The sequence below is a fragment of the Delftia sp. K82 genome (assembly GCF_002193035.1).
In the GTDB taxonomy this organism is placed as follows: domain Bacteria; phylum Pseudomonadota; class Gammaproteobacteria; order Burkholderiales; family Burkholderiaceae_C; genus Comamonas; species Comamonas acidovorans.
In genome coordinates this window covers 1,239,864-1,252,444 of sequence record NZ_MYFL01000003.1, presented here as the reverse complement: position 1 = coordinate 1,252,444, position 12,581 = coordinate 1,239,864, and the positions used below count along the sequence as shown (strand labels likewise).

General features: G+C 69.8%; 11 protein-coding genes. 8 read left to right on the top strand and 3 right to left on the bottom strand.

What is annotated here, in order from left to right; genetic code table 11:
• Positions 1–31 precede the first annotated feature (31 nt).
• From mdcA to acs, 8 genes are all read left to right on the top strand, one after another.
• Complete coding sequence (gene mdcA, locus KDK82_RS22470) at positions 32–1,714, top strand: malonate decarboxylase subunit alpha (RefSeq protein ID WP_088166222.1); 1,683 nt, start codon at positions 32–34, stop codon at positions 1,712–1,714.
• Between the two features lie 10 nt (positions 1,715–1,724).
• Positions 1,725–2,057, top strand: a complete 333-nt coding sequence (mdcC, locus tag KDK82_RS22465) for a malonate decarboxylase acyl carrier protein (protein WP_012203694.1) — start codon at positions 1,725–1,727, stop codon at positions 2,055–2,057.
• Positions 2,054–2,971, top strand: a complete 918-nt coding sequence (locus KDK82_RS22460) for a biotin-independent malonate decarboxylase subunit beta (RefSeq protein ID WP_088166221.1) — start codon at positions 2,054–2,056, stop codon at positions 2,969–2,971. The genes mdcC and KDK82_RS22460 overlap by 4 nt, the downstream gene beginning before the upstream one ends.
• 5 nt (positions 2,972–2,976) lie before the next feature.
• Positions 2,977–3,678, top strand: a complete 702-nt coding sequence (locus KDK82_RS22455) for a biotin-independent malonate decarboxylase subunit gamma (protein ID WP_088166220.1) — start codon at positions 2,977–2,979, stop codon at positions 3,676–3,678.
• Positions 3,679–3,692: 14 nt separating this feature from the next.
• Positions 3,693–4,388, top strand: a complete 696-nt coding sequence (mdcG, locus tag KDK82_RS22450; RefSeq protein ID WP_256974528.1) for a malonate decarboxylase holo-[acyl-carrier-protein] synthase — start codon at positions 3,693–3,695, stop codon at positions 4,386–4,388.
• Positions 4,385–5,245, top strand: a complete 861-nt coding sequence (mdcB, locus tag KDK82_RS22445; protein WP_088166218.1) for a triphosphoribosyl-dephospho-CoA synthase MdcB — start codon at positions 4,385–4,387, stop codon at positions 5,243–5,245. The genes mdcG and mdcB overlap by 4 nt, the downstream gene beginning before the upstream one ends.
• On the top strand, positions 5,242–6,153 hold the full coding sequence (locus KDK82_RS22440) for an acyltransferase domain-containing protein (RefSeq protein WP_088166217.1): 912 nt from the start codon (positions 5,242–5,244) through the stop codon (positions 6,151–6,153). Before mdcB ends, KDK82_RS22440 begins: the two co-directional genes overlap by 4 nt.
• Before the next feature lie 106 nt (positions 6,154–6,259).
• Complete coding sequence (gene acs, locus KDK82_RS22435; protein ID WP_088166216.1) at positions 6,260–8,230, top strand: acetate--CoA ligase; 1,971 nt, start codon at positions 6,260–6,262, stop codon at positions 8,228–8,230.
• Between the two features lie 35 nt (positions 8,231–8,265).
• Here acs and KDK82_RS22430 read toward each other — a convergent pair whose 3' ends face one another.
• The 3 genes from KDK82_RS22430 to KDK82_RS22420 all read right to left on the bottom strand — a co-directional run bounded on the left by KDK82_RS22430 (position 8,266) and on the right by KDK82_RS22420 (position 12,574).
• Entirely contained in the window at positions 8,266–9,603 is a 1,338-nt protein-coding gene (locus tag KDK82_RS22430; RefSeq protein ID WP_088166215.1) for an MmgE/PrpD family protein, read from the bottom strand.
• A gap of 72 nt (positions 9,604–9,675) precedes the next feature.
• Positions 9,676–11,778: an acetate--CoA ligase family protein gene (locus KDK82_RS22425; protein WP_088166214.1), complete on the bottom strand. Its 2,103-nt coding sequence runs from the start codon at positions 11,776–11,778 to the stop codon at positions 9,676–9,678.
• A 4-nt stretch (positions 11,779–11,782) separates the two neighbouring features.
• Positions 11,783–12,574: an enoyl-CoA hydratase/isomerase family protein gene (locus tag KDK82_RS22420; RefSeq protein WP_043824655.1), complete on the bottom strand. Its 792-nt coding sequence runs from the start codon at positions 12,572–12,574 to the stop codon at positions 11,783–11,785.
• Positions 12,575–12,581: the final 7 nt, after the last annotated feature.

Here is a 12,581-nt window from a genome sequence, read left to right as displayed (position 1 = left end):
CCCTCCATGTCACGCCAACCCCTGATATCCCATGACTGACCCCTCCTGGAACCTCAAAGCCGGGGAGCGCGCCGCCAGGCTGGCGCGCGCCCAGGCCGCCCTCGGGCCGCGCCTGGCCGGCAAGCGCGTCGATGCCGGCGCCATCACCGAGCTGCTGCACGCGGTGCTGGCGCCCGGCGACCGCGTCTGCCTCGAAGGCAACAACCAGAAGCAGGCCGACTTCCTGGCCCGCGCCCTGGTCCAGCTCGATCCGCAGCAGGTGCACGACCTGCACATGGTGCAGTCGGTGCTGGCGCTGCCGGAGCACCTGGATGTGTTTGAAAACGGCATCGCGCGGCGGCTGGACTTCAGCTTCTCCGGCCCGCAAGGGGCGCGGCTGGCCAAACTGGTCTCGGCCCGGCAGCTGGAGATCGGGGCCATCCACACCTACCTGGAGCTGTTCGCGCGCTACTTCGTGGACCTGACGCCCAAGGTGGCCCTGGTGGCGGCCCACGCGGCCGATGCCCAGGGCAACCTGTACACCGGCCCCAACACCGAGGACACGCCGGCCATCGTCGAGGCCACGGCCTTTTCGGGCGGCATCGTCATCGCCCAGGTCAACGAGATGGTGGATGGCACCACCACGGCGCTGCCGCGCGTGGACATTCCCTCGGACTGGGTGCATTTCGTCGTGCAGGCGCCCAGGCCCAACGTCATCGAGCCGCTGTTCACGCGCGACCCGGCCCAGATCAGCGAAATCCAGGTGCTGATGGCCATGATGGCCATCAAGGGCATCTACGCCGAGTACGAGGTCCAGCGCCTGAACCATGGCATCGGCTTCGACACGGCGGCCATCGAGCTGCTGCTGCCGACCTATGGCGAATCGCTGGGGCTGAAGGGCCGCATTGCGCGGCACTGGGCGCTGAACCCGCATCCGGCGCTGATACCGGCCATCGAGGCCGGCTGGGTGGAGTCCATCCATTCGTTCGGCTCCGAGCTGGGCATGGAGGACTACATCCGGGCGCGCTCGGACGTGTTCTTCACCGGCGCCGATGGCAGCCTGCGCAGCAACCGCGCCTTCTGCCAGGCGGCCGGCCACTATGCCTGCGACCTGTTCATCGGCTCGACGCTGCAGATCGACCTGGACGGCAACAGCTCCACCGCGACGCTGGGGCGCATTGCCGGCTTCGGCGGCGCCCCCAACATGGGCGCGGACGCGCGCGGCCGGCGCCATGCCAGCGCCGCCTGGCTCAAGGCCGGGCGCGAGGCGCGGGCGGGCCGCAGCGGTGCGGCAGGCACGCCGCGCGGGCAAAAGCTGGTGGTGCAGATGGTGGAGACCTTCCGCGAGCACATGCAGCCCGCCTTCGTGGAGCGGCTCGACGCCTGGACGCTGCAGGAGCAGGCCGGCATGGACCTGCCGCCCATCATGATCTACGGCGAGGACGTGACCCACATCCTGACGGAGGAAGGCATTGCCAACCTGCTGCTGTGCCGCAGCGACGAAGAGCGCGAGCAGGCCATCCGCGGCGTGGCCGGCTACACGGCCGTGGGCCTGGCGCGCGACCGTCGCATGGTGGAGAACCTGCGCGACCGCGGGGTGATCCGCCGTGCGCAGGACCTGGGCATCGACCCGCGCCAGGCCACGCGCAATCTGCTGGCCGCGCGCAGCATGCGCGATCTGGCCCAGGCCTCGGGCGGGCTGTACCAGCCTCCCCGCCGATTCAGGAACTGGTAGGAGAGACGATATGAGCGAGATACCCGCAGGGCTGGAGTCCCTGAGCTATTGCTTCGCAGGCGGCCGGCCGGCCGGCGCCTTTGCCCCCGTCCTGGTCGGCGTGGTCGGCTCGGGCAACCTGGAGGTGATGCTGGAGAGCACGGGCGGCGATGGCTGCGAAGTGCAGGTGCAGACCTCGGCACACGGCTTCGGTGCCATCTGGCAGGCCGTGGTGGAGGATTTCCGCGAGCGCCACCCCGTGGGCGGCGTGCGCGTGTCCATCAACGACATGGGGGCCACGCCGGCCGTGGTCAGCCTGCGGCTGGACCAGGCCCTGGCCGAACTGCAGGGAGGCCAGCCATGATCAGCTACGCGGAATGCACGGCGCGCGAGCGCCTGGCGAAGCTGCTGGATGCCGGCAGCTTCCATGAATGGCTGCCGCCCTCCGAGCGTCTGACCAGCCCCCATCTGGCACAGCTGGGCGTGCCCAGCGCCTTTGACGACGGCGTGGCCATCGGCCGGGGCCTGCTGGGCGGGCGCACGGTGTTCGTGGCCGCGCAGGAGGGCGAATTCATGGGTGGCGGCGTGGGCGAGGTGCATGGCGCCAAGCTCGTGGGCCTGCTGCGCCGCGCCCTGCTGGAGCGGCCCGCGGCCGTGCTGCTGCTGGCCGAGTCGGGCGGCGTTCGGCTGCATGAGGCCAATGCCGGTTTGATCGCGGTGTCGGAGGTCATGCGCGCCCTGCTGGACGTGCGCGCCTCGGGCATCCCTGTGGTGGTCCTCATCGGCGGGGCCAACGGCTGCTTCGGCGGCATGGGCATCGTGGCGCGCTGCGCCGACCAGGTGGTGATGAGCGACATCGGCCGCCTGGCCATGTCGGGACCGGAGGTGATCGAGGCCTCGCACGGCGTCGATGAATTCGATGCGCGCGACCGCGCCCTGGTCTGGCGCACCACCGGCGGCAAGCACCGCTGGCTGTGCGGCGACTGCGATGCGCTGGTGGCCGACGATGTCGAGGCCTTCCGCGCCGCCGCCATCGCCGCGCTGGACCACTCCCGTCCGGTGACCCTTGAAGGGCTGCTGCAGGAGCATGCGCTGCTGCGCGCGCGGCTGGACACCCTGGACGCCCTCAAGGCGGGCAGCGCCATCGGCCCGCAGGACGAGGCCATGCGCCTGTGGCAGGCCCTGGGCGTGCCCGACGCCTGGCGCGTGCCCGACCTGGACGCCGCCGCCGTGCGTGCCTTGCGCACGACGCCCGCCACGGGCATTTCACAGGAGTAGCCGCCATGCAATGGAACACACTTGCCGAGCACCTGTTCGGCCCGGGCCACCAGATTCACGCCAACGACGATTTCCTCGAAGGCCACGCCGTGTTCGATGGCCAGCCCCTCGCCATCGTCGGCACCACGGGCCACGCGCCCATCGGCGTGCGGCTGGCCCTGGCCCAGGCCCGCGTGGTGCTGGAGACGGTCGGCGCGCACCCTGGCCGCCCCATCGTGCTGCTGATCGACACGCAGGGCCAGCAATTGCGCCGCCATGACGAGCTGCTGGGCATCAACCGTGCCATGGCCCACCTGGGCACCTGCATCGACCTGGCACGGCGCCGGGGCCACCGCGTCATCGGCCTGGTCTATGACCAGGCGCTGTCGGGCGGCTTCATCACCTCGGGCCTGATCGCCGATGCCTGCTACGCCCTGCCCGAGGCCGAGATCCGCGTGATGCGCATCCCCGCCATGTCGCGCATCACCAAGCTGCCCGAGTCCCTGCTCAATGCCTTGTCCGAGTCCAACCCGGTGTTCGCGCCCGGCGTGGGCAACTACGTGGCCATGGGCGGCGTGCGCGGCCTGTGGCAAGGCGATCTGCAGGCGGCGCTGCGCGACGCCCTGGCCCACAGCCCGCGCGAGGACATGCGCGCCCTGGACGGCGCCGAGCGCGGCGGCCGCAAGCTGGCCGCCGAGGTGGTGCAGCGCGTTCTGGCCGCTGGATGAAGGCAGGCCGCAGCATGCTGGACACCCTGCACCGCCACCAGCTGGTGAACCTCGGCCCGCAGGCCTGGGCGGACCTGCTGGAACGCCCCTGGGATGCGCAGGCGCGCGAGATCCTCACGCACTGGCGCGACCATGCACTGCCGCTGGTGGTCGCGCGGCAGTCGGCCGAGCATGCCGCCGCCGGCCTGATGGCGCTGGGCCTGCCTGCGCCCGGGCGCTGGCAGCGGCGGCGCATGGGCTTCGATGTGGCGCGCGGCGCGGCCATGGGCACCCGCGAATTTCCCTCGCTGGACGAGCTGATGGCCTCGCCCCTGGCGGTGTCCGGCGCCCTGCGGCAGGCGCTGGACTCGTTGCAGCAGCGATTGCACACGGCCGGGGCGACGGGCTTTGTCTTCGGCAGCCACGGGTGGCAGTGCATCACGGGCCTGCCCTATCTGCGGCCCGGCTCGGACATCGACCTCTGGGTGCCGGTCGATGGCGCCGAACAGGGCGATCGGCTGGCCAGCCTGCTGCAGGCCATGCCGCAGGAAGGCCCGCGCGTGGATGCCGAGCTGGTGTTTCCCGGCGGCTGGGCCGTGGCCTGGCGCGAATGGGCCGCCTGGCGTGCAGGCGGGGTGCGATCGGTCCTGGTCAAGGGCCTGCACGGGGTGGCACTGCGTGAAGACCATGACTGGTGTGCGTCGGCTGCGGCGCCTGGAGTTCCTGCATGAAACCTGCCCTTCTCCACCCTGCCCGGGCCTTGCCATCGACCGGGCATATCGGCCGCGCGGCCACGCTGGCCCTCTACGACGAGCTGTCGCTGACACCCAAGCCCGGCCTGGTGACCCTGGTGGACCGCGGCAGCCATGACGACATGGATGCCCACAGCTTCATGCGCAGCCTGTTCGCGCTGCGCAGCTACTTCCCCAAAATGGCCCAGGCAGGCAGCCAGGGCGCATCGTTTCCCGTGCTGGAGCGCCTGGGCATCGAGGCGGAGCAGCGCATGCTGGCCGCCACCGGCGGCATCAACACCCACCGTGGCGCCGTCTTCATGCTGGGCCTGCTGTGCGCGGCCGGCGGCGCGGTGCTGGCCGAGCAGGCCTGCATTCCCGGCGCCGCATGGCTGCGCGAGGCCCTGTGCCGCCACTGGGGGGAAGCGCTGCAGCAGCGCAGCCTGCGGACCTCCGCCCTGCCCGGCGGCATCGCCGCGCGCCGCCACGGCCTGCGGGGCGCCTCGCAGGAGGCGGCCCTGGGTTTCCCCGTCCTGTTCGAGACCGCCGTGCCGGCGCTGGCCAGAGCGCATGCCAGCGGGCTGCCCGCCTCCTTGGCGCGGCTGGAGGCCCTGTTCCACATCATGGCGGTGCTGGACGACTGCAACCTGGCCCACCGCGCGGGCATGCAGGGGCTGCGCCATGGCCAGGATGCCGCGCGGCGCTTTCTCCAGGCGGGCGGATGCGCGCATCCCGAAGGCCTGTCCAGGGCGCAGGCCATTTGCGACGATTTCGTGGCGCACCGCCTTTCGCCGGGCGGCGCGGCCGATACCCTGGCGGCGGCCTGCTGGGTGCTGCGCGTCTGCGAGCGGCCATGAGCTTTGCACTGCTGTTTTCGGGCCAGGGTACGCAGCATCCCGCCATGCTTCCCTGGCTGGCGGACGATGCATGGACACAGGCAGTCTGCGAACAGCTGCAGGTTTCGCACTGGCGCGACAGGTTGGCCGATGCGCCGTGGGCCGAGTCCAACGCCGTGGCCCAGCCCCTGCTGGCGGGCCTGGCCATGGCCGCGTGGATGCAGCTGTCCCCGCAACTGCCCGCGCCTTCGGCCGTGGCGGGCTACAGCGTGGGGGAACTGCCCGCGTTCGGTGCCGCGGGCGCGCTGGATGCCTGCGACATCGTTGCCCTGGCCACGCGCCGCGCGGCGGCCATGGACCGCTGCGCGCAGCAGATGCCCGGCGGCGGGCTGCTGGCCGTCAGCGGCCTGCCGCCCGCACGCATGGCCGCCTTGCTGGAGACGACCGGGCTGGCCGTGGCCATACGCAACGGCCCAGAGAACCTCATCCTGGGCGGCCCCCATGCGGCGCTGGAGCAGGCGCAGGCGCTGGCAGTGCGCCAGGGCGCGCATGCCACCCGGCTGCGCGTGCAGGTGGCTTCCCACACCCCGTGGATGCGACAGGCCGCACAGGCCTTCGCACAGGACCTGGGCCAGGTGGCCGTGCACGCGCCCGCCGTGGCGCTTTTCAGCAACACGGCCCGGCGGGTGCGTGACGCCGCAGGCGCCCGTGCAGCCCTGTCCGAGCAGATAGCGGGCACGGTGCACTGGGACGACTGCATGGACAGCATTGCCGCACGCCAGGTGCGGTGCGTTCTGGAAATCGGCCCCGGCCAGGCGCTGGCACGCCTGTGGAACCAGCGCCATCCGGACATTCCGGCCCGCTCCTGCGACGACTTCCGCAGCGCGGCGGCCATTGCCGGCTGGATAGACCGGCACTGCGGGGACTGACGCCCCGGGGCCTTGCGCCTGAGCCTTTGCGCCTTAGCTTTTGCGCCTGAGCTTTTTTCACCGGCTTCGTGACCCCCTTGATTTCTAGACCCAGGAGACAACCACCATGAGCCAAGACCTTGCACCGTCCTATCCGCCAGTTGCAGAACTGGCCCGCAATGCGCGCGTGAGCGGGCGCGCCGCCTATGACCGGCTCGTCGCGGAGGCGGACGCCGACCCCCAGGCGTTCTGGGGCCGGCTCGCGCGCGAGTTCGTCGCGTGGAAGCGCCCGTTCACGCGCGTGCTCGATGAAAGCCGCGCCCCGTTCTACGAATGGTTCAATGACGGCACGCTCAACGCCAGCTGGAACTGCCTGGAGCGCAACATCCAGCGGGGGCTGGGCGAGCGCACGGCCCTCATCTTCGAAGCCGATGACGGCGCGGTGACGCAGGTGACCTATGCGCAGCTTCTTGCCCGGGTCAATCGCCTGGCCAACGCCCTGCGCAGCCTGGGCGTCGGCAAGGGCGACCGCGTCGTCATCTACATGGCCATGTCGATTGACGGCGTGGCCGCCATGCAGGCCTGTGCACGCATAGGTGCCATTCACTGCGTGGTATTCGGCGGCTTCTCCGCCACGGCGCTGCGCGACCGCATTGCGGACACGGGGGCCTGCGCCGTCATCACGGCCGACCAGCAAGTGCGGGGAGGACGGCAATTGCCCCTCAAGAGCATCGTGGACGAGGCCCTGGCCCAGCCCGGCTGCGAGCAGGTCCGCCACGTGCTGGTGGCACGGCGCACGGGCGCCGCCATCGCCATGCACCAGCCCCGGGACCTGTGGCTTGAAGAAATCACCGCAGCCCAGAGCGATGTCTGCGAACCGGAATGGGTGCAGGCCGAGCATCCGCTGTTCCTGCTCTACACCTCGGGCTCCACCGGAGCCCCCAAGGGCGTCCAGCACGCCACGGGAGGCTATCTGCTGCATGCCGCCGTGACCTGCGCCTGGACCTTCGACCTGCAGCCCTGCGATGTCTTCTGGTGTACGGCGGACATCGGATGGGTGACCGGCCACACCTATATCGCCTACGGCCCGCTGGCGCTGGGCGCCACGCAGGTGGTGTTCGAGGGCGTGCCCACCTATCCGGACGCGGGACGCTTCTGGAAAATGATCGAGGCCCATGGGGTGACGGTCTTCTACACGGCGCCCACGGCCATTCGCTCGCTGATCAAGGCCGCCGACGCCGATGCGCAGGTGCATCCCGCGCGCTACGACCTGGGCAGCCTGCGCATCCTGGGGTCCGTGGGCGAGCCTATCAATCCCGCCGCCTGGCACTGGTACCACGAGCAGGTGGGCGGGGGCCGCTGCCCCATCGTCGATACGTTCTGGCAGACGGAGACGGGCGGGCACATGATCACGCCGCTGCCCGGAGCCACGGACCTCGTGCCCGGCTCCTGCACGCTGGCCTTCCCGGGCATTGCCGCCGCCGTGGTGGACGAGGCCGGCAACGAGCTGCCCTGGGGCGACAGCGGCATCCTGGTGATCAAGCGCCCCTGGCCCTCCATGATCAGGAACATCTGGGGCCATCCCGAGCGGTTTGTCGCCAGCTACTTTCCCGAAGAATTCAAGGGCCGCTACTACCTGGCGGGAGACGGCGCGGTCCGCGATGCGCGCACCGGCTACTTCACCATCACCGGCCGCATCGACGATGTGCTCAACGTCAGCGGCCACCGCATGGGCACGATGGAGATCGAGTCCGCCCTGGTGGCCATGACCGACCTGGTGGCGGAGGCCGCCGTCGTGGGGCGGCCCGATGACACGACGGGAGAGGCCATATGCGCCTTCGTCGTCCTCAAGCGTTCGCGGCCCAGCGGCGCCGAGGCGGCCGACATCGCCAGGCTGCTGCGGGAGTGGGTGGCCAAGGAGATCGGGCCGATCGCCAAGCCCCGGGACATCCGGTTCGGCGACAACCTGCCCAAGACCCGCAGCGGCAAGATCATGCGGCGATTGCTGCGCAGCATTGCACGCGGCGAGCCCATCGTGCAGGACACCTCCACCCTGGAGAACCCGGCGATCCTGGAGCAGCTGTCACAGGCCTGCTGAAGGCCGGGCTGCAATCCACAAACGATGCAGCCCTGTCAGGCTGCAAGGCCTGCAAGGCAGCCCGCCCGTTCAAGCTCCCAGATGTTGGAAAGCAGTTGCCGGGCACGTCCCTCGCCGGCGACGGGCGCGGCAAGCTCGATGAACTTGTCCTCCAGCTCTCCATCCGACAGAGGCAGCTCGGGATCGCCCTTGCGGTCCGGCTGGAACCAGCCATGGCAGCGGCCATCCCTGGTGACGATTTCCACGCGCGCCGATCTCTTTCCCGGGAAGGCCCGGTCGATTTGCGGGTCCACAGCCACCTGGACACGCCCAAGCATTGCGCGAACGGCGGGATCGGCCAGTCGCTCCGGGGTGTACGCCGAAAGCCGCACGCTGCCATGGACCAGGGCCGTGGCCACCACGAAACGAAGACTGAAGCGGGCTTCGTTTTCCGTCGCAGGATCGGTGTAGCAGGCGATATCCAGGGCCGGGCCATAGGTGGCCACGGCCACGCTGCAGATGTCTTCCGCCCGCAGGGCATGCTGGCTGCGCAAGGCCAGCGCGGCGTCGATGGCGGCGAACGTATGGCCGCAGCCGACGTGGTTCTTGAAGGTGAGCCGGGTGATGTGGAAGTCCCTGCCCAGCGTCGCACCGATGTTTGACCAGTCGGGTCCGTCGCTGACTGCGCGGCCCAGGCCCAGTTCTCCATCCAGCACGTCCAGCGATCCCGTCACCCCCTGGTGCGCAAGCTGCGCGGCCAGCAGGCCAGCCTCCGCTGCGCGCCCGGCATGCAGGGGCTTGGACATCGAATCCATGCGAAATGCCTGCTGCAAACCCGCAGAGAAGGTGGCCGCCGTGGCCAGTGCATGGGCGAATTGCACTGCATCCAGCCGCAGCGCATACCCTGCGGCCGCCGCTGCCCCGAAGACGCCCACGGTGCCGGTGTTGTGCCAGAAGCGGTAGTGGGCCCGGCCCAGGGTCACGCCGATGCGGGTGGAGACCTCATAGCCCAGCACCACGGCACGCAGGAAGTCCAGGCCACTGGCCCCTGCCTGCTGGCTTGCCGCCAACGCCGCCGCAATGGTTGCGGCCCCGGGGTGGTACATGGCATCGCGGAAGCTGTCGTCCACCTCGGCAGCATGGGCCGCCGAGCCGTTGAACAGCGCCGCCGCCCGCGCCGTGGCCATGCGGCCGTTTCCAAGCCGGCAGGAGCCGCGGTCCAGGTCCTCGGCAAGCACCTGCTCCAACTGTGCAAGAGGGGCCGCGCCCAGCCCTGGGAACAAAGCGGCATACCAGTCGATCACGGCACGCTTGGCATGGTGGATGACGGTTTCGGGAAGCTCGGTACGGTGGTATTGAGCGGCAAACTGCCCGAACACTTCGGTCGCATGCATGTGTGGTCTCCTTGGCTTGGCCCTCAATGAGGCATTCTTTTTTTTGGAAGAAATGTGCAGTACCAGGCGCTCTCAGGCCAGAACCAGCACACCATCGGCAGCGCACACGCCCTGGCCCTGCGGCAGCACGAACACCGGGTTGATCTCCGCTTCGATCACGCGGTCGCCCAGCTGGGCGGCCATCGCAGAGAACGCGACGATGGCATGGGCCAGCGCATCGACATCGGCCCTGGGCCGGCCGCGAAAGCCGTCCAGCAGCGGCCAGGTCTTGAGCTCCCTGGCCATCTCCAGGGCGTCAGACAGGCTCAGCACCCCCAGCTGAGAGCCGTCGTCCGGCAGCAACCGCAGCGTGGTGTCCTGGAACAGCTCGGCCGTCACGCCTCCCATGCCCAGCATCACGGCGGTGCCCAGCGCATCCTTGTGCAGGCCAAGAATCAGCTCGGTGCCACCGGCCACCATCTGCTGCACCAGGAACCGGTCCGGGCGCACGCCAGCCCTGGCCTGCACGTCGGCCACCATCGCGCCCAACCGGGCACCTATGGTTTGCGCAGTCAGGCCGACGGCGACACCGCCCACATCGCTCTTGTGCGTGATCCGGGACGAAAGGATCTTGAGCACCACCCGGCCGCCCAGTTCGCGCGCGGCGGCTTCGGCCTCTTCGGCGGTGCGCACCACACGCTCGGCCGCGCACGGCACGCCGAAACGGCGGAAAACGGCCTTGGCCTGCGCTTCATCGAGGCAGCCAACGGGCAGGTCCTGGTCATGCAGGGAGCCTTTTCCTACGACCAGCTCGGAAGGCGCACCCTGGAAGCCGTTGACGCGCAGCATGCCCGCCAGTGCGGCCGTGCAGCTTTCCGCCGCAGCGAAGGCCGGCACGCCGCGTTGCGTGAGCAGCGCGCCGATTTCCGGCGCATGCGGGCTGACGTAGGCCAGCACCGGCTTGTCGGAGTGGGGCAGGCACTCCTGGATGGCACCGGCCAGCAGCTCGGGCATGGCCAGGCTGGAGGAGCCGACGATGATCACCAGCGCGTCGTAGCTGGGGCTTGCCAGCAAGGCATGGATGGCGCCGCGCAGCAGGTCGGGACGCAGGCCCGCAAGGGTCACGTCGATGGGGTTGCGGTCCAGCACGGCCTCGCTGCCGGTCTGCAGGGCGCGCAGTGCGTCGGCTGTCGCTTGGTCAGGGGCCGGCGTGTCGAATCCGGCCACGCCCAGATCGTCCGACACCAGGGTGCCCGCACCGCCGGTGGACGTCAGGATGGCGACCCGCCTGCCGCGCAGCCTGCGGCCCGTGGCCAGCGCAGCGGGCACGTCCAGCAGGTCGGCAAAGCTTTGCGCACGGATCACGCCGACCTGCCGGAACAGCGCGTCGTACATGCGATCCGCACCAGCCATGGCCCCCGTGTGCGATACGGCAGCCTTGGCGCCGGCCTCGGAGCGGCCGATCTTGAAGGCCACCACGGGCTTGCCGGCACGCGCGGCCTTCAGGCAGGCGGCACGGAACCTGGCGGGATGGCGCACCGTCTCCACATACAGCGCGATCACCTTGGTGGCCGGGTCATCGGCCAGGTGGTCGATGAAATCGGCCAGTTCCAGATCCACTTCGTTGCTGGTGGAGATGAGCTTGGACAGGCCGATGCCACGCGCGGCGGCGCGCGACAGCAGCGAGCCCAGGATGCCGCCGCTTTGCGAGACGACACCGATGCCTCCGACGGGGAACTCGTCCATCTCCAGCGCGCCCGAGGGCGACAGCACGATCCGGTCGGTCAGGTTGACCAGCCCGATGGTGTTGGGCCCCAGCAGGCGCATGCTGCCGGCCGCCTCGACCAATTGCCGCTGGCGCAGTGCGCCCTCCTCGCCCGTTTCCGTATAGCCGCTGGCCAGCACGATGGCTGCCGCGCAGCCCAGCGCCGACAGCTCCCTGACGGCCTGGTGCGCACGCTCGGCGCCCAGCAGCACGACGGCCACATCAGGCACTTCAGGCAACGAGGCCACATCGGGATAGCAGGCCAGATCGCCGATGCGCTCCACGCGCGGATTGACGGGAAGAATGCGGCCGGCAAACCCGTGCTTTTGCAGGTAAGCCACCGGGCGGCCCGTGGTTTTCTTCAGGTCGGCAGAGGCGCCTATGACGGCGACACTACGCGGCGACAGCAGCTTGGCAATGGCTTCGCTCATGGCATCACTCCTTGCCGGCCGTCTTGGCCAGGAAGGCCTCCACCGATGCGCGGTGTTCACTGCTGGTGTAGCAGATGCCCTGGGCCTGGCTGCCCTGGGCGAAGACATCGTGCGAAGACAGCTCGAAGCTCTGGTTCAGGATGGTCTTGGTCAATGCCAGCGCGGTGGAAGAAGCCGAGGACAGCTCGCGCGCCCAGGCCTGGGCGTCTGCCACCAAGGTCTCGGCACTGGCCTGGCGGTCCACGATGCCCAGGGCCAGGGCTTCCGGCAGCTTGACCTGGCGGCCGGTGAAGATCAGCTCCTTGGCCTTGGCCAGGCCCACACGGCGCGGCAGGAAGTACATGCCGCCACCGTCCGGGATGATGCCGCGCAGCACATAGCTCCACGCGAAGCTGGCCCATTCGCTGGCGATCACGAAGTCGCAGGCCAGCGCCGTGTCTGCCCCCAGTCCCGAAGCCGCGCCGTTGACGGCGGCGATCACGGGCTTGGGCATGGTGTGCAGCAGGGCCTGGACATGGTGCACGCGCTGCTGGCGTTGCCAGCCGTTGAAGCCCACCTCGCCCGCGGGAGCATTCATGCGCCTTTGCATTCCGGCAATGTCCCCGCCTGCGCAAAATCCCTTGCCCGCGCCTGTCAGCACCAGGGCCTTGATGGCCTTGTCTGCCGCCACGCGCTCCAGGGCATCAATGAACTCGGTGCGCATGTCGTCACTCATGGCGTTGCGCTTGTCGGGGCGGTTCAGGGTCACGGTCGCCACCGCATCGGCGACATTCAGTTGGATCAGTTCGTAGTTCATGGCGTGC

Bases quoted from the DNA above. Each gene is read 5' to 3' on its own strand.
- acs (WP_088166216.1), top strand. From the start codon at position 6,260: ATGAGCCAAGACCTTGCACCGTCCTATCCGCCAGTTGCAGAACTGGCC.
- KDK82_RS22455 (WP_088166220.1), top strand. From the start codon at position 2,977: ATGCAATGGAACACACTTGCCGAGCACCTGTTCGGCCCGGGCCACCAG.
- KDK82_RS22460 (WP_088166221.1), top strand. From the start codon at position 2,054: ATGATCAGCTACGCGGAATGCACGGCGCGCGAGCGCCTGGCGAAGCTG.
- KDK82_RS22430 (WP_088166215.1), bottom strand. From the start codon at position 9,603: ATGCATGCGACCGAAGTGTTCGGGCAGTTTGCCGCTCAATACCACCGT.
- mdcB (WP_088166218.1), top strand. From the start codon at position 4,385: ATGAAACCTGCCCTTCTCCACCCTGCCCGGGCCTTGCCATCGACCGGG.
- mdcG (WP_256974528.1), top strand. From the start codon at position 3,693: ATGCTGGACACCCTGCACCGCCACCAGCTGGTGAACCTCGGCCCGCAG.
- mdcC (WP_012203694.1), top strand. From the start codon at position 1,725: ATGAGCGAGATACCCGCAGGGCTGGAGTCCCTGAGCTATTGCTTCGCA.
- KDK82_RS22440 (WP_088166217.1), top strand. From the start codon at position 5,242: ATGAGCTTTGCACTGCTGTTTTCGGGCCAGGGTACGCAGCATCCCGCC.
- KDK82_RS22420 (WP_043824655.1), bottom strand. From the start codon at position 12,574: ATGAACTACGAACTGATCCAACTGAATGTCGCCGATGCGGTGGCGACC.
- KDK82_RS22425 (WP_088166214.1), bottom strand. From the start codon at position 11,778: ATGAGCGAAGCCATTGCCAAGCTGCTGTCGCCGCGTAGTGTCGCCGTC.
- mdcA (WP_088166222.1), top strand. From the start codon at position 32: ATGACTGACCCCTCCTGGAACCTCAAAGCCGGGGAGCGCGCCGCCAGG.